16 protein-coding genes and 1 pseudogene are annotated in these 15849 nt (G+C 72.8%); 8 read left to right on the forward strand and 9 right to left on the reverse strand.

The window, feature by feature from the left end; genetic code table 11:
• Window positions 1–34 precede the first annotated feature (34 nt).
• The 4 genes from ABD220_RS10850 to ABD220_RS10865 all read right to left on the reverse strand — a co-directional run bounded on the left by ABD220_RS10850 (window position 35) and on the right by ABD220_RS10865 (window position 3490).
• Window positions 35–520 carry a GNAT family N-acetyltransferase gene (locus ABD220_RS10850; RefSeq protein WP_344122460.1) on the reverse strand — a complete coding sequence of 162 codons (486 nt, stop codon included), beginning with the start codon at window positions 518–520 and terminating at the stop codon, window positions 35–37.
• A 162-nt stretch (window positions 521–682) separates the two neighbouring features.
• The gene (locus tag ABD220_RS10855) at window positions 683–1438 is read right to left on the reverse strand and encodes a nuclease-related domain-containing protein (protein ID WP_344122462.1); all 756 of its coding nucleotides are present in this window, start codon (window positions 1436–1438) and stop codon (window positions 683–685) included.
• 217 nt (window positions 1439–1655) lie between these two features.
• Window positions 1656–2957 (reverse strand): DcrB/PsbP domain-containing protein, encoded by a 1302-nt coding sequence (locus ABD220_RS10860; protein WP_344122463.1) that lies wholly within the window; start codon window positions 2955–2957, stop codon window positions 1656–1658.
• Between the two features lie 263 nt (window positions 2958–3220).
• Window positions 3221–3490, reverse strand: coding sequence for a hypothetical protein (locus ABD220_RS10865; protein WP_344122464.1), 270 nt, complete (start codon window positions 3488–3490; stop codon window positions 3221–3223).
• 202 nt (window positions 3491–3692) lie between these two features.
• Between ABD220_RS10865 and ABD220_RS10870 the strand changes: the two genes are divergently transcribed.
• The 5 genes and pseudogenes from ABD220_RS10870 (at window position 3693) to ABD220_RS10890 (ending at window position 8120) form a co-directional block, all read left to right on the forward strand.
• The gene (locus ABD220_RS10870) at window positions 3693–4862 is read left to right on the forward strand and encodes a thermonuclease family protein (protein ID WP_344122466.1); all 1170 of its coding nucleotides are present in this window, start codon (window positions 3693–3695) and stop codon (window positions 4860–4862) included.
• A gap of 372 nt (window positions 4863–5234) precedes the next feature.
• Window positions 5235–5594 (forward strand): annotated as a pseudogene (locus ABD220_RS10875) (DUF1801 domain-containing protein); the annotation flags it as partial.
• 142 nt (window positions 5595–5736) lie between these two features.
• On the forward strand, window positions 5737–6063 hold the full coding sequence (locus ABD220_RS10880) for a GYD domain-containing protein (RefSeq protein ID WP_344122468.1): 327 nt from the start codon (window positions 5737–5739) through the stop codon (window positions 6061–6063).
• A gap of 171 nt (window positions 6064–6234) precedes the next feature.
• The gene (locus ABD220_RS10885) at window positions 6235–6738 is read left to right on the forward strand and encodes an SRPBCC family protein (protein ID WP_344122470.1); all 504 of its coding nucleotides are present in this window, start codon (window positions 6235–6237) and stop codon (window positions 6736–6738) included.
• Between the two features lie 284 nt (window positions 6739–7022).
• On the forward strand, window positions 7023–8120 hold the full coding sequence (locus ABD220_RS10890) for a VIT1/CCC1 transporter family protein (protein WP_344122472.1): 1098 nt from the start codon (window positions 7023–7025) through the stop codon (window positions 8118–8120).
• A 57-nt stretch (window positions 8121–8177) separates the two neighbouring features.
• Here ABD220_RS10890 and ABD220_RS10895 read toward each other — a convergent pair whose 3' ends face one another.
• A complete protein-coding gene (locus tag ABD220_RS10895; protein ID WP_344122473.1) occupies window positions 8178–10166 on the reverse strand; it encodes a glycoside hydrolase family 15 protein in 1989 nt (662 codons plus the stop codon).
• 42 nt (window positions 10167–10208) lie between these two features.
• Window positions 10209–10655 (reverse strand): hypothetical protein, encoded by a 447-nt coding sequence (locus ABD220_RS10900; protein WP_344122475.1) that lies wholly within the window; start codon window positions 10653–10655, stop codon window positions 10209–10211.
• Between the two features lie 313 nt (window positions 10656–10968).
• On the opposite strand from ABD220_RS10900, the gene ABD220_RS10905 reads away from it, so the two are divergent.
• A complete protein-coding gene (locus ABD220_RS10905) occupies window positions 10969–11496 on the forward strand; it encodes a cupin domain-containing protein (protein WP_344122476.1) in 528 nt (175 codons plus the stop codon).
• Between the two features lie 87 nt (window positions 11497–11583).
• On the opposite strand, the gene ABD220_RS10910 is transcribed toward ABD220_RS10905, so the two are convergent.
• Both ABD220_RS10910 and ABD220_RS10915 read right to left on the reverse strand, forming a co-directional pair.
• Window positions 11584–12612 carry an FAD-dependent oxidoreductase gene (locus ABD220_RS10910; protein WP_344122477.1) on the reverse strand — a complete coding sequence of 343 codons (1029 nt, stop codon included), beginning with the start codon at window positions 12610–12612 and terminating at the stop codon, window positions 11584–11586.
• 127 nt (window positions 12613–12739) lie between these two features.
• Window positions 12740–13588: a class I SAM-dependent methyltransferase gene (locus ABD220_RS10915; RefSeq protein ID WP_344122479.1), complete on the reverse strand. Its 849-nt coding sequence runs from the start codon at window positions 13586–13588 to the stop codon at window positions 12740–12742.
• Window positions 13589–13776: 188 nt separating this feature from the next.
• Here ABD220_RS10915 and ABD220_RS10920 point away from each other — a divergent pair, with 188 nt between their 5' ends.
• Complete coding sequence (locus ABD220_RS10920; RefSeq protein ID WP_344122480.1) at window positions 13777–14688, forward strand: phosphotransferase family protein; 912 nt, start codon at window positions 13777–13779, stop codon at window positions 14686–14688.
• On the forward strand, window positions 14685–15275 hold the full coding sequence (locus ABD220_RS10925) for a GNAT family N-acetyltransferase (RefSeq protein ID WP_344122482.1): 591 nt from the start codon (window positions 14685–14687) through the stop codon (window positions 15273–15275). The genes ABD220_RS10920 and ABD220_RS10925 overlap by 4 nt, the downstream gene beginning before the upstream one ends.
• A 45-nt stretch (window positions 15276–15320) precedes the next feature.
• Here the strand turns inward: ABD220_RS10925 and ABD220_RS10930 are convergent, their stop codons facing one another.
• Window positions 15321–15527: a cold-shock protein gene (locus ABD220_RS10930; RefSeq protein ID WP_344122484.1), complete on the reverse strand. Its 207-nt coding sequence runs from the start codon at window positions 15525–15527 to the stop codon at window positions 15321–15323.
• Window positions 15528–15849: the final 322 nt, after the last annotated feature.

The raw sequence follows: 15849 nt of genomic DNA on the forward strand, positions 1-15849 counted from the left end.
CCGCCGCTGAACGTGGGCAACGCACGCTCCGTTGCTAGAGCAGGCGGCTGTAGAAGACGGTGGGCAGCGGCGTGAACCCTCCGGCGGCGTAGGCGGCACGGGCGGCGGTGTGCGCCTCGTCGCCGCCGGTGCCCGCCCAGGCCACGACGCAGCCGGCAGCGCGCATCGCCTCGCAGGCCCCGTCGATCAGGGCGCGGCCGAGGCCGGCCCGCTGCTGCCGGGGGTCGACGGCGAGCAGCGTGATCTCTCCCTGCGGCCCGGCGGGGCCGGGGTGGGTGGTCCAGGCGGCGTAGCCGACGGGGGCGCCGCCGAGCTCGGCGACGAGAAACCGACCCTGGTTCTCCGGGCCGGTCAGCCCTCTCAGGGTGTCGCGGTAGTCCTGCCGCCACTGCCCGTTCTGCCGGGCGAACAGCTCGTCCCCCAGCTGGTGCCGGATGCCCTCCTGGATGGGCTCGAAGGCGCGGACGGTGAGGTCGACCAGCGCCTCGAAGTCGTCGGTGTTGAAGGTGCGAAGGAACATGGTCCGTCTCCTGGAACGTGGGGAACTCCGCGACCGGAAACAGGTCGCGGGATGGGCCCGTGTCCGAGGCACGAGGGCCTCGGGGCGTTCAGGAGCGGGTGCGCGCAGCGGCGGAACAGATCACGCCCCCACCATAGCCCGGCGACCGAGCAGTGACTCGGGTCAGAAGGCGCTCAGCACCGTCCGGAAAGGCTCTGCTCCGACGAGGAGGGTCAGCACAGCGGTGGTACCTCCGAACTGCCACAGCCCGCGCCGGAGTCGTGCGCTCCGCACCGACGCACGGAGCTCTGCGAAGCGCTCCTGCAGCTCCACCGGATCCTTGGGCGGCGCTGGGTTGTCGTGCCAAGTACCGGGGACCACGGCCGCGGCCGTGATCCGGGCGGCCTGTTGGGGTGTCAGGATGGGACGCCGCCGCTTCAGCCAGCGCAGCAGCTCCCGGTCGGTGACGACCCTGACGTCGGCGGGGCGCTGTTTGATCGTCAGCTGCTTCGGTCCGATCAGCACCAGCACCGGCGTGACGGGGACCGCCTCCCCCACTGCGGCGCTCAATCGCTTCGCCGCTCGGGATGCCTCGTGACGGGCGTGGCGCAGGTAGTGCTGCTTGTGCCCGTCGATCAGGATCGAGTGCTCCGCGAGCCACACCTTCTTGCCGGCGTGGTTCTTCGTGTTGAGCGTGAACACCCCTGCCGGGCCGATCAGCACGTGGTCGATGTCCGAGGTCCCGGCGCCGACGGGCACGGCGTGCAGCACCGTCCAGTCCGGGCCCAGACGGCCCAGGATCTGCCCGACGGCGATCTCCCCCACCGCGCCCCGGAACCACGAGGTGCTGTCGGCGCTGAGCGGGCTGGTCCCGACGAGACGACCCCACCACGAGCGGGGCGGATGCCCGTCCTGGATCCGCAAGGTCGCGGCGATCACCTCATGACCTGCTCCCCGGACCGCCAGAGATGACGGCGGTCGCGGTGCGCTCGCTCCGGCCGGCGAGCCGAGCAGCCGGAAGGCGGCGAACCCCAGGGAGCGGATCGGCGCAGCAGCCCCTGGCGGACCGACCTCGCCAGGGTGCTCGGAGGAGGTCACGGTCGGTCCTCGTGCGAAGCGGGAGCGGGCGGACATCGGCGGTCCCTCCGGTCGCAGGCTAGAGCCGGGCGTAGGCCACGAAGGACCCGCCCTGCGTGCGGGAGCAGGACCAGGAGGGCACCGTGGCGCCGCCCCGCTCGGCGGGCGCCCGGGTGCACTCGGTGTCGTCGAGGACCTGCGCATTACTGTCGGCCGGTGCGCCCCTGCCCTCGAGGAACGGCTGGAGCATCCCCTTGGCCTCCGGGCAGGTGAGGCCGTCGACCTCGGTGAACTCGTAGTTGATCCCCACGCAGTCGACCGCGGCCTCGACCACCTCCGCGGGCATCTGCTCATCGGAGCTGTCAGCGGAACCGGCCTCGACGTGGAGCAACGGGTGATCCGCCGTGATGATGGCCGGGTCGAGAAGGAACCGGACGTCCCCGGCGCCGTACACCCCACAGGCGTACATCGGATCATGATGCACCGTGGGATCGACGCCCTCACCGGCGCAGAAATAGCGGTCCGACGTCACAAAGTCCTCCCCCTCGGCACTCCCTTCGTAGGCGATCTCGTCCACGACGTCCTGCGCCTCGTCACAGCCCAGACCCTGCAAAGAGGTGTAGACGTAGTTGTCGTCCCGGCAGACGCTTCCCGTCACGGAAGTGTCCACGGTGAGACTGGAGATCATCGCGAGTACGGACCGTCCCTCGGCCGACGCCGTATACGCGGCCAGCTCCCGGCGGACCTCATCCTCCGACAGCTTCGTGGAGCCGTTGCCGATCTTCCGAGTTCCACCGAAGTAGAGGAAGGAGGCGTCCGCCGACCGCACCCGCCCGTAGTTGGCGGTGGGATCTCCGCCGTCCGCCAGGCCAGTGGCGATCGCCTCGCTGCCGATGCTGTGACCCGGGTACAGACCGACCGCCGCAGACATGGTTCGCCCCAGCGGACCGGCGAGGCCGGGCACCTCCACGGCGGTGTACGAGGAGAGGGGGTAGACCGGGCTGGCGACCGGGTCGGCCGCGCCATTGATGGCGAGTCCGGCCACGAGCTCCCCGTCGTCCCGACGGACGGCAAACACGCCGTCCTGAGACGGGTCCTCGGTCACCGTCCACCCGACGGGGTACTCGAAGCTGTAGGCGCCGTCCGGGGTGGTGAACGTCCTCGTCGCCGCCGGCTCGGGCGCGGCCACCGGCCGGGGAGCCACCGCGTCCGGCGACGGCGCGGGTGCCGCTGCGGCAGGAGCGCCCTGTTGCGGGGAATCGACCGCGACCTCCACGCTCGTGCACCCGGCCAGGAGCAGCGGGACGACGAGCGCCAGCACGCGCAGGCCGCGCCCCCGGCGAGAAGACGGGGCAGCCTCGGTGGCAGAACGGCGGATCATGGAACCTACTTCGGGTGGGGTTGCACAGGACGGCTGCGGAGAGCAACGGACGGCCGACCAGGAGCGTCGACAGCCGGGAACCGCTGCCGCCCGTCCGAGCACTGCCCGCGCCTCACGGGATGCCGTCCCTGCAGGAGTGAGGGGATCTCTCGGATCCTATGCAGATGCATTTGCTGTCGGAAATAGCCACTTGTGATGACAAACCCACCCCAGGGCGCCACACCGACCTCAGGCAGCCACCGGCAGGAACCGACTCCGAGGTCTCATGCGGTCCAGCCGAGGACCGATCCCCCGAACGTCATGAGCCCGAACCATGTCGCCATGGCCACGACGGGAACCAGCAGCACCAGATAGGACCGGCGCTGCACCAACCGGACCCCGATCAGCGTGAGCACCACCCACCACACACCCAGGAGCACGATGGCCCACAGCGGGGCCATCAGGCCGCTGGCCAGGTAGTAGAACCCCACCACCAGCTGGGCCAGGGCCGCGATCACCACGGCCACCACGAACCACGGACGCGTCGTCCTCATGCCCACACTGTGCGCTCCCGTGCACGCAACCGCAATAGCAAATAGACCTTCCCCGTGAAGCCGTCCGCACCGCCGAGACTGCCCCCGCTCTGCCTTCAGCGCCGAACGTGCCGCACCCCCGAAGTGGGGACACCAGCCTCCAAGGTGATTGCTTCTGCATGCATAAGCTGGAGGGGAACTGACGTTTTCCTGAAGGATTTCCGTGACGCCTCCCCCCGCCCCTTCCCGCCTGGGCGCCGCCGCGCTCGCCCTCCTCCTCCTGACCGGCTGCGGCGGAACGGCCGCGTCCAGCGACACGACGTCGTCGTCGAACGCCTCCTCGGCCGAGACGTCGGCCGCCCCGGAGCTGCGCGGCGAGCGCGCCGTGGTGGAGCGCGTCATCGACGGCGACACCGTGGACGTCCGGCTGGGCGGCGAGGTGGTGCGCGTGCGGCTGCTCAACATCGACACCCCGGAGACCAAGGACCCGAACGAGGTCGTCGAGTGCCTCGGCCCGGAGGCGACCGTGCTGCTGGAGGAGCTGCTGCCGCCGGGCACCGTGGTGGGCCTGGAGTACGACCAGGAGCGCACCGACTCCTACGGCCGCACTCTGGCCGGGGTCTTCCTGCAGGACGGGGCGCTGGTCAACGCCGAGATCGCCCGCCAGGGCCTGGGCACACCGCTCTACATCGCACCGAACGACCGGTTCCTGCCGCCCGTCGAGGAGGCCTTCGCCGAGGCCGAGCAGCAGCAGGCCGGCCTGCTCGACCCCGCCCACGGCTGCACGATCCCGGCGCAGCTCCAGCAGGCGACGAGTGCGCTGGCCGACGCCACGCCGGCGGATCTGGCCGACGCGGCCGGTGAGGCCGCGGCCGCCGTCGCGTTCCTGGCGGCCATGGACGCCGTCGACGGCGACGCGCACCCGCACGTCCGCCATGTGGTGGGCTTGCCCTCGCTCACGAGCGGGATCTCGGGCCTCCGCAAGGACGTGGCCGCCCTCCAGGAGCGTGCCGCGGAGCAGCGCCGCGCGGCGGAGGCGAAAGCCGCGCAGCGCGCGGAAGCCGAGGACCGGCGCCGCCAGGCGGAGGCTGACGCGGCACGTCAGGTGGAGTCCACCCGGCAGGCCGAACTGGCCCGCCAGGCGGAAGCGGCACAGCAGGCGGCGGCCGACGCCGCCCGCCGGGCGGTCGTACTCGCACCCGCGCCGGCCCCTGCACCGGAGCCCGCTCCCGCGCCAAGACCCGCGCCGGCCCCCGCCCCTGCGCCGGCGCCCGCCCCGAACCCGGGTGCCAACATCGTCAACCAGGCGCCTCCCGGGTACTACGCCGACATCCCCGGCTACACCGGTCCGCGCTGCTACGCGCCCGGCGGGAAGTTCTTCAAGCCCTGCTGAGCATGAGGGCGGAGCCGAGGTCCTTCACGGCCGACGCCGCTGACGTGCACCAGCCTGCGATCCCCACTCCGTGCGCAGCCCGAGGCATCAGCAGCACCGGCACGTGTCGCTCCAGCGGTCACCTGCGGTGCGCGCCAGATGCCACTGGGCGTTGCGGTCCCGGTCCCGGTCGACCAGAGCCGCGTAGGTGGTGGCGCCGGGCCTGGACCGGTGTGCGCACAGGCCCCCCGCTGCCGTGTCGGACGGGCCGAGGACCCTGGTGCCTGAGACGATCGTCGTTCCAGCAACCCCGAGGAGCCCGCCGTAGAGAAGACAGGACAGCCGGTCGAGGAGTACCTCGCCGGCGTCACGCCGAAGAGGCGGCGGGAGGACGCCGAGCGGCTCGTTCCGTGGTTCGCCCGGATCACCGGGCAGCCGGCGGAGATGTGGGGCACCGTCGTGGGCTTCAGCCAGTACCACTACCAGTACGCGAGCGGGCACGAGGGCGACGCCCCCGCGGCGGGCTTCTCCGCGCGCAAGGCGGCGACGACGATCTACGTGTACGACGGTGTCGACGCCCACCAGGAGAACCTGGCCCGGCTGGGCCCGCACACCACCGGCGTTGGCTGCATCTACATCAAGGACCTCGACGCGGTCGACCTGGACGTCCTCGAGCAGATCGTCGCCACCTCCTACGCCAGGCTCGGCGACGACCCGTGGACCTCCCGCGCCCGCGACGGCGCCCCGGGCTGAGCGGGCGCCACGGACACGGAAGCGACATGAGTCACGGGCCGGCGACGATCCGGCGGATTCCCTTGGGCGCACCGGCGCCGGAAGCCTACGGTCGGCACAGTCCCGGCCGAATCCGGCGGGACGGTCACGAGGGGACGGAACGATGCCGCTCTACCTGTCCAAGTTCAGTTACACCCCGGAGGCCTGGGCGCGGCTGATCGCCCACCCGGAGGACCGCCGCCAGGCGGCCCAGGACTACATCGAATCGGTCGGCGGGAAGCTGCACGGCTTCTGGTACGCCTTCGGCGAGCACGACGGCTACAACCTGTGGGAAGCACCTGACAACGTGTCCATGGCCGCGGTCGCCCTGGCCATCAGCGGGGGCGGCGCCCTGAGCTCCCTGGAGACCACGGTGCTCATGAGCGTCGAGGACACACTGGAGGCCCTGCACCGGGCCGGGCAGATCAAGTACCGGCCTCCCGGGAGCTGACGCGGTCCGAGCACTCACCCGGGTCCGCCGACGACACAACATCGCCCCGAGCAACGATCCGGTGTCACCGCGAGGACCCGGCGCACCGGAGTCCTACCGTGGAGGCACCCGGCCCGTCGCGCACCGGTGATGCCCGGGCCGTACCGCTCGGAAACAGCACGGAGGACCACCATGCAGACCCTGGGCCGCGCCGAGGAGTCCGTCCACGTCGAGGCGCCGCCGCAGGTGGTCTACGACCTCGTCGCCGACGTCACCCGCACCCCCGAGTACAGCCCCGAGGTCGACCAGGTCGTCTGGCTCGACGACGGTGGCCCCCGTGTCGGCGCACGCTTCCGGGCCCGCAACCGGGTGCCGGAGGACTCGAAGTTCTCCTGGCACAACAAGCCGGTCGTCATGGCTGCCGAGCCCGGCCGGGAGTTCGCCTTCGCCCGGACCGAGGCGTTCTTCGGCACGATCGTGTGGCGCTACCGGTTCGAACCCGAGGGCACCGGCACCCGGGTCACGGAGTCCTACGAGGTCGCCCGCCCGGTCGGGCGCGTCGGCTGGTTCGTCATCGGCACCCTGCTCCGGGACCCGGACCGGATGACCACGATGCGCGAGGGCCTCCGCGAGAGCCTGCACCGGCTCAAGCGCGTGGCCGAGGCCGACGCCGCGTCGTCGTCCTCCGCCTCGTGACGGACGGAGCGGAGCACCTTCTTCGTGCACCATCGTTTCGGTCCACCGAAACCGGCTGAACGAGAAACTGGATACGGTGAGGGAGTCGAAGGGGAGTAGTTCCCGCCACCTCCTGGGTGGATGCAGAGGCGTGTCGACATGCTGGTCTCCCCGGATGGGGGACCCGGCGCGCCACCCGGGCACCCGTGGTGTCGGGGCGAGCGAGACCTTCGGCCGGACACCGCTCCGGCCGACCTCTCCCTGCTCCAGGGCGCTGAGGCCGGGGCCCTGCCTCGAGGACCACCATGACTGCCCTCTCCGACACCCCAGCACCCCACGCCCCGACCCGGGCGGAGGTCCGCCGCTGGCGCCGCTACCTGGCCGACGAGCGCGCCGAGGCCGCCGTCTACCGCGACCTCGCCGCCCGGCGCACCGGCGAGGAGCGCGAGATCCTGCTGGGACTGGCCGAGGCCGAGGCCCGCCACGAGCAGCACTGGATCACGCTCCTGGGCCACCAGGTGGGGCATCCCCGCCGGGGATCCCTGCGGTCCCGGCTGCTGGGCTTCCTCGCCCGCCACTTCGGTTCCGTGTTCGTCCTGGCCCTGATGCAGCGCGCCGAGTCCCGCTCCCCGTACGAGGCCGAGGTCCACGCCACCGACGCGATGGCCGCCGACGAGCAGATCCACGAGGAGGTCGTCCGGGCCCTGGCCACCCGGGGGCGCAACCGGATGGCCGGCAGCTTCCGGGCAGCGGTCTTCGGGGCCAACGACGGGCTGGTCTCCAACCTGGCCCTGGTGATGGGCATCAGCGCCAGCGGGGTCTCCAACGCCATGGTGCTGCTCACCGGCATCTCCGGCCTGCTCGCCGGGGCCCTGTCCATGGGGGCCGGCGAGTACGTCTCCGTCCGGTCCCAGCGCGAGCTGCTGGAGGCCTCCACCCCCAACGCGGACACGCACCGGAAGGTGCCGATGCTCGACGCCGAGGCCAACGAACTGGCCCTGTTCTACCGCGCCCGCGGCATGGACCCGGAGGCGGCCGAGGCCAAGGCCGCCCGCGTCCTGCAGACTCCCCAGGCCGAGCCCACCGGCCCGGTCCCGGTGGTGGGGGCCGACGAGCACGAGGCCGTCGGCACCGGCCTGGGCGCGGCCGCGGCCAGTTTCTGCTTCTTCGCCTCCGGGGCGATCCTGCCCGTGCTGCCCTATCTCTTCGGCCTGGGCGGGACGCCCGCGGTGGTCGTCTCGGCCGTCGTCGTCGGCCTGGCACTTCTGGCCACCGGCACCGTGGTGGCCCTGCTCTCCGGCGGCTCCCCGCTGCGGATGGCGCTGCGGCAGCTGGCCATCGGCTTCGGCGCCGCGGGCGCCACCTACGCCCTGGGCCTGCTCTTCGGCACCGGCATCGCCTGAGCCGGGCCCCCCGTCTGGACCTCAGGGCGAGGGCACCGGCCTCGAGCGGCTCGAGCTCTACGAGGACGGGCTCGACGGGGACGGGCTCGGTGCGCTGCTGTCGTCGGCGCGGTCGGCGCAGGGGCGCCGGCCGTCTCCGGGCGGCCGCTGCTCGCCGACGGTTTCCCCGAGGGCGTCGACGGCGCGGATGAAGCCGAGGTGGCTGAAGGCCTGGGGGAAGTTCCCGGCGAGCCGGCCGGTGGCCGGATCGTACTCCTCGGCGTAGAGGCCGAGGTCGGTGGCGCAACCGGTCAGCCGGTCCAGCAGGTCCTGCGCCTCGGCACGGCGGCCGCTGTGGGCGTACTGCTGCACCAGCCAGAAGGAGCAGATCAGGAAGGGGTATTCCTTCCCCGGCAGCCCGTCCAGCCCGGCGGCAGTGCGGTAACGGTGCAGCAGTCCGGACCCGTCCAGCAGGTCCTCCTCGATGCGGGCCACGGTGCCGAGCATCCTGGGGTCGTCGTAGGCGACGAACCCGGTGTGGGGCAGCTGCAGCAGGGACGCATCGACCTCGGTGGTGGAGTACGTCTGAATGAAGCAGTTCCGCCGCTCGTCGAACCCGCGCTCCAGGACCTCTGCCCGCAACCGGTCCCGCAGGCCCCGCCACCGGTCCACCGGGCCGTCCAGGCCGTGGTCCTCGACGGCGCGCACGCCCTGGTCGAAGGCCGCCCACATCATGACCCGTCCGTGGACGAAGAACGCCGGCTCCCCGCGCATCTCCCAGATCCCGTGCCCCGGGCGGTTGTAGTTGGCCTCGGCGAAGCGCAGCAGGTTCTTCTGCAGCCCCCACGAGTACTCGTCCTCGGCCACCCCGGCCTCGCGCAGGGCGGCCAGGGCCAGCATGACCTCTCCGACGACGTCGGCCTGGTACTGCCCCGCCGCGCCGTTGCCGATGCGCACCGGGGTGGAGCCCTCGTAGCCGGCCAGGTGGCCGAGCTCGGTCTCGGGCAGCTGCCGCTCACCGGCGATGCCGTACATGATCTGCAGGTCCTCGGGGTCCCCGGCCACCGCGCGCAGCAACCAGTTGCGCCAGTGCAGCGCGCCGTCGGTGAAGCGGTGGGCGATGAGGGTCTCGATGGTCAGGGCGGCGTCCCGCAGCCAGGTGTAGCGGTAGTCCCAGTTGCGCACCCCGCCGAAGAACTCCGGCAAGGAGGCGCTGGGGGCGGCCACGATCCCGCCGGTGGCCTGGTGGGTCAGGGCCCGCAGCACCAGCAGGGACCGCAGCACCAGTTCGTCGTGGCCGTCGTGGACCTCCACCCGCCGGGACCAGTCCTGCCAGTAGGCCATCGTCCGCTCGAGCACCTGCCCGGCGTCCACCGGGGTGGGCGGGTACCGGTGGGACTTGTGCCAGGTGAGCACCCAGTCCAAGGACTCCCCGGCCGTCAGGTGGAAGACCCCGGTGAGCCGGTCGGAGACCGCGCCCTGGTAGTCGTCGGGATGGCCCTTCCGGGAGGCCTGGTGGCGGTCCTCCATGCCCTCCTGGGGCTCGGCCCGCTGGGCCTCGTGGGGGTGCAGCAGCGGCCCGGCCAGCAGCAGGGCGTTGGGCCCGGCGACCGACAGCAGCCCGTCCCGGGCGGTACCGCGCAGGTCCACCCGCCGGGTCCAGGGCTTGGACCGGTTGTAGTCGAAGCGGATCCGCAGGTCGTGCTCGACAGCCACCGTGCCCCGGGTGCACGTCACCTGGCGCACCAGGTCCGCCTGCCGGTCACTGGGAGGCATGAAATCGATGACCACCACGGTCCCCGTGGGGGTGGCCCAGGTGGTCTCGAGCACGAAGGTGCGCGGCAGGTACCGGCGGGAGACCACCGTCCCGTCCACGGCGAAGACCCGCCAGCGGCCGTCCTCCGGGCCCCCGAGCAGGGCCGCGAAGACGGACGGGGAGTCGAAGCGCGGGAAGCACAGCCAGTCGATGCTGCCGTCGCGGGAGACCAGCGGGCCGGTGTGCAGGTCGGAGAGCAGCGCATAGTCCTCCAGCGGAGTGGAGCGGGTCTCCGCCCGGTCGTCGCTCATGCGCCCATTCAACCAGCGACCGGCGTCCACCGGCAGGGCGGCTCAGCCCTGCGGGGTGCTCAGGTGCTTGAGGTGCGCGGCCTTGAGCTCGCGGTAGTGGACCATGAGCTCGGCCGGGGCGTAGGTGGCCGTGGCGGTCACCGGTGTGCCGGGATGGCCGTGCTCGGCCAGGATCTGCTGCAGTGCGGCCTCGTGCTGGGCGAGGATCGTCTGGTTGAAGTAGCCGTGGTGGAGCAGGGCGGCGATCCCACCGGCATAGGCCCAGGTCGGGGAGCCTTCTTCCATCGGCGCCCGAGGGTCGTCCCAGTCGGCGGGCCCGCCGGTGGAGGCCAGCTCGGAGGCCAGCACGTTGTGCAGCACCTCGTCCTGGAAGGACAGGGCGAGCTCGGCGACCTCGTCGACGATCTCGAACCGGTCCACACGTACCCCGGTCGGGGGCGGGGTCTGCACCAGGTCCTTGACGGCCTGCAGGATCTCGGGGGTGGTCATCGTCGTCTCGCTTCCTGAGAGAGGGGGGAGAAGCACAGTCGATGCGTTGTCATCAGCGTACTGGCTACCCGCGAGTCACAATCTGGCCGCCTTGTCCCCAAAAGGGGCTACGCCGGGCCGTCAGCAGCTCCATGGCGTTTCAGCGGCGACGTCCAGGCCGTCAGCAACCGAGGCCCGGTTCCACCGCCGGGAACGGCGGACCGGCCGACCGGACCCGTGAGCGGGAACAAGGTCCATCACGGTTGCAGCACAACCGGAGGGTAGGCGCGTCATGTGCTGGCGCCGAGGCCCGGGCGCGGCCCACCCTGTGGGCATGGACGCTCAGGACTACGGGCCGGTGGGCCCGGACGCAGGACAGGCGCACAACATCGGCGGCTTCGTGACCAACCGGACGCTGCTGCACGGGGACGCCACCGGTGGCCGGTTCTCCGTGGTGGAGACCCGCATCGAGCCGAGGCAGAGCGCGAACCCGCCGCACCGCAACAGCCGCGAGGACCTGTTCCTGGTCGTCGTCGAGGGCCGCGTCGGGGTCCAGCTCGGCGACGAGGTGTTCCAGGCCGGGCCCGGGGAGCTGGTGCGGATGCCGCGAGGCCAGTGGCACTGCTTCTGGAACGCCGGGGAGGAACCGGCGCGGGCCCAGGTGATCATCTCCCCGGCCGGGTACGAGACGTCCCTGGAGCAGATGGCCCAGCACATCCCCGAGGGCGCTCCCCCGGACATCGAGGCCGTGACCGCGATCGCCCAGGGGGCGGGGGTGGAGCTGGACGTGCCCGGCTGGATGCAGCTGGTCCAGCGGCAGGGGCTGGACCAGCCCCCCGGGTGGCCGGCCCCGCCGGCCTGAGCCGGAGCAGCCGCGGGTGCTGCCGGCGCCCGGTCCCGCGCCCTCCACCGGATGGCGGCCGGGCCCAGGAGCAGCGCCTTGCCCCGGTCAGCTCAGCCGGGCCGCCGCGGCGGCCACGGCGTTGCGCACGGGCAGCAGGTGCCGCGCCGTGCTCATGCTGTTGGCCACGCGCGCCAGGCGCACCGTGCGGATGGTTGGCCGGCGGCGTGCGGCGTCGTACCGGTGCAGGGCCCCCGGGACGTCGGAGGCCGCGCTCAGCGCCCCGACGAGGGCCGTGGCGTCGAGGAGGGCCTCGCAGGCGCCCCGACCGAGGTTGGGTGCCATGCCGTGGGCGGCGTCGCCGAGGAGCACGGTGCGCCCCTGGACGTAGGACGGCAGCGGGGGGACGTCGAGCAGCGTGCGCCAGTCGATCGGCGTGTTCCCGAGGGCGTCCAGGACCCGCCGCACCTCCGGGTGCCAGTCGCCGTAGAGCCGGCGCAGGACCTGCGGGTCGTCGTGCCCGGCCCCTGCCGAGGCGAGCACGTCGGAGCGGACGCTCGCGAACCAGTTGGTGCGCCCGGCGTCGTGCGGGGTGATGCCGAAGAGCCGGGCCGGTCCCCAGGTCTCCGTGGCGCCCTGCGCGGGCCCCGGCACGGTGCCGCGCAGGGCGACCGTGCCCAGCGGCCGCGGGGCGACGCCGAAGAGCGCGGCGCGGACGGGGCTGTGGACGCCGTCCGCGGCGACGACGACATCGGCCGCGGGCAGGGCGCCGTGGTCCGTCACCGCTGTGTTCCACGCGATGACGTCCGGGGGCAGGCCCTCGGCCAGCGCCGCCAGGAGCACCGGCCGTGGGACCAGCCGGACCGTGCGCCCGGCTCCGAGGTGGCCGATCTCGGTGCCGTCGGGCCGCAGGAGCCGCGCTCCGCGCAGCTCGACGGAACCGGCCCGGACCTGCTCGCCGGCGCCCAGCCGGTCGAGGGCTCGCATCGCCTCCGGCCACATGCCCAGTGCCGTGCCGGTGCCGGGCAGGCCCGGCGAGCGCTCGAACACGTGGACGGCCCAGCCCGCGCCGAGCAGGCCGCGGGCGGTGGCCAGCCCGGCGATGCCGGCGCCGATGATGACGGCTGAGCCGGGCATGGCGCCTCCTGTGGTCGGTGGTTCCCGGCACGCGTCCGGGGCGGGAGACCGTGTCGGCAGGGCGGTGGGCGTCCGTGGACTCCCTGCTCCCAGTGTCTACGCCCAGACAGTCCAGACAGTCCAGTGTCTACGCCCGGGCCGCCCAGACGGTACGGTCGGCCCGCAGACGCAGGTCCCGGCGGTGCTGCAGGGCGCCGGGATGCTCCGGGGTGAGGAGCTGGTCCAGGACGGCGCGGTCCTCGGCGGCCAGCCGGTCCCGGAGCGCCGGGCGCATGTGGGTGAGCCAGGCCTGGGCGTAGTGCGCCGTGACCTGCGGTTCGTGCTGCGCTGCGGTGCTGACGGTGTGCGGGCCGTGGACCTCGAACCCGGTCCGCTCCAGCAGGGGCCGCCAGTCCGGGTGGGCGTTCCATCCGGCGTCGGCCAGGGCCCGGTGGCACCGGGACTCCAGACCGGGGCGGCCGATGCCGAGGTCCTCGGGCAGGAAGCGGGGCAGACCGTCCATCTCGACGACCGCCAGCAGCCCACCGGGCCGCAGGGCGGCCCGGACGTCCTGCAGCACCGCGCCGGGATCGGCGACCTCGTGCAGGAACGAGGAGGCCCACACCAGGTCCGCCGCCCCGACCGCGGGCCAGGCCGTGTCCAGGTCCGCGTGCACGACGTGCACCCGCTCGCCCAGCTCCTGCTGCCGGGCCGCGGCCCGCACCCGGTCGAGCATCACCGGGGAGCGGTCGACCGCCACCACCTCCGCGGCGGGGAAGCGTCGGGCGAGGGCCAGGGCCCCGGCACCCGCACCGGTCCCCAGGTCGATGATCCGGCTCGGGCTGGCCACGGCGTACCGGGTGGCCCACGCGGCCACCTCCGCCCAGGAGGTGCGGGACATCGCAGCGTCCAGGTCCAGAAGTTCGGCCAGGCCTTCTTCGTGCCGGTGTCCGTGGGAGTGGCCCGGGACGGTTCGGGTAGGTGCGTGCTCGGTCATGCTCCCACCGTAACGGCGTACTGCTCTCCAGGCATGCGTTCTTGCCTCATAAGCAAGAATCACTGGGGACCAGGAAGGCGGACGGCCTGGCTACCCTGGTGACATGCCCGGCGCCGGGCGACCCGTCACGAGCACCGGCCTCGCCGAGACGGCCGGCTCGGCGAGGCCGGTGAGAACGGAGGTCACCGATGGACGAGCTGGAGCGGATCGCTGCGGCCTTCCCCGGTCTGACGTGGTCGAGGGCGCGGCGGATCACGGAGGGCTGGGACCACGTCGTCGTCGTCCTGGACGACGCCCTGGTGTTCCGCTTCCCGCAGGAGGAGCCCTACACGGAGGCGCTCGCCCGGGAGGTGGCGGTCCTGGACCACCTCGCCCCGCTGCTGCCCGTGCGGATCCCGCGCTACGACCGCGTGGCGCCGGACGGGTCCTTCGCCGGATATCCCCTCCTGCCCGGCCGCACGCTCGCCCCCGAGGTGCTGGCCTCCCTGGACGGGACGGCGCACGAGGCGCTCGTGGGGCAGCTGGCCGGCTTCCTCTCCGCCCTGCACACCGCACCGGTCCGCGGCACACCGCTGGAACGCGTGCCGGCGTCGTACCTGGCCGAGGACCAGGACGACGTCCGCCGCGCGGCCACCAGCCACCTGCCCGCCGTGCTGAGCCCGGAGGAGCTCGCCGAGGTGGAACGGATCCTCGCCGACGTCGACGTCCTCCTCGCCGCCGACCTTCCCCAGGTGGTCGTCCACAACGACGTCTACAGCCGGCACCTGCTCTGGGACGACGACGATGCCCGGCTGGGCGTGATCGACTTCAGCGACATGTGCCTCGGGGACCCGGCCGTGGACTTCGCGGAGCTGCACGAGTACGGCGAGGCCTTCGTCCGCGCGGTGTACGAGCGCTACACCGGCCCACGGGACGCCGGGCTCCTCGACCGGTCGTGGACCTACCAGCGCTGGATCGGGGTGTACATGCTCACCGACCACTTCGACGTCGGCAAGACCTCGTGGCAGGTCGCCCGGGAGACCTTCGACCGCGTCCGCCACGGCCGGCGCCGCCCCGCTCAGCACCGTCCAGCACCGCCCGGCACCGAGGAACGGCCATGACTGCCACCGCGTTCACGATCCGACCGGCGACGAGCGAGAGGTTCGACGACGTCGCCACCATCCTGGGCCCCCGGAACCCCGACTCGGCGGTCTGCTGGTGCCTCACCTACCGGCTCCCGTCCCAGCAGAACCGCGCGCTGAGCGCCCGGGAACGGGCTCAGACGGCCCGGGAGCTGTGCGCCCGGCCGATCCCCCCGGGCATCCTCGCCTACGACGGCGGAACGGTGGTCGGCTGGTGCGGCGTCGCCCCGCGGGCCGAGCTGCACGCCTTCACCCACGGGAGAACGATCCCCCACGTCGACGACCTCCCGGTCTGGGCCGTGTGGTGCTTCCGGGTGCGCGGCGGCCACCGGGGCCGGGGCGTGGCCCAGGCCCTGCTCGAGGGCGCCGTCGAGCACGCCCGCGGCCACGGCGCACCGGCCGTCGAGGGGTATCCCGTCGACAACGGGGACCGGAAGGTCGACACCACGATGGCCTATGTCGGCACCCGGGGCATGTTCGAGCACGCCGGCTTCACCAAGGCCGCCGACACCACCTCGACGCTCAACAGGTTCCCGCGGGTCCTCATGCGGCTGCCGCTGCGCTGAGCCGGGCCCGCGGACGCCCAGCAGCCCGGGCACAGGAGAGGACGGTCAGACGACGACGCGCAACCGTGATGCCTCGCGGCCGTAGGGCTGGACCTCGATCTCGAACTCGACCCGGGCGCTCTCCCCGAGCCCGCAGGACGCTCCGCCGTCGACGACCGAGAGGTTCACGAACACATCCTCGGATCCGTCGTCGGGCCGGACGAAGCCGAAGCCCTTCTCCTCGTCGAACCACGTCACGACTCCAGTCGCCATGTCGGCACCTGCTCTCTGCTCTCGGTCGGGTCGTCCCGGTCCTCGGTCGGCCCAGGAGGGGCCGACCGCCCCCGGACGGGACGCGGACGCACACCGATGCTCCTGCCCCGCCGCCCACGGTCCTGGAAGCACCCCACGGAGGACGAGATCCCGCACACCGTCCCCGTTCGGCGCCCGCTCCACTTGCCCGAGCCGGCATTGACAACCGCGAATGTGCGTTGGTGAACACCCCATCAGGGGACACCCGGCGGGCACAGCCCGCCCAAGGGGGGACAGACAAGCCCGCGGAGAACCCGTACAAGCCCCCTGCCCCGCGCCGCGG

Source organism: Kocuria aegyptia, from assembly GCF_039530085.1.
Lineage (GTDB): Bacteria > Actinomycetota > Actinomycetes > Actinomycetales > Micrococcaceae > Kocuria > Kocuria aegyptia.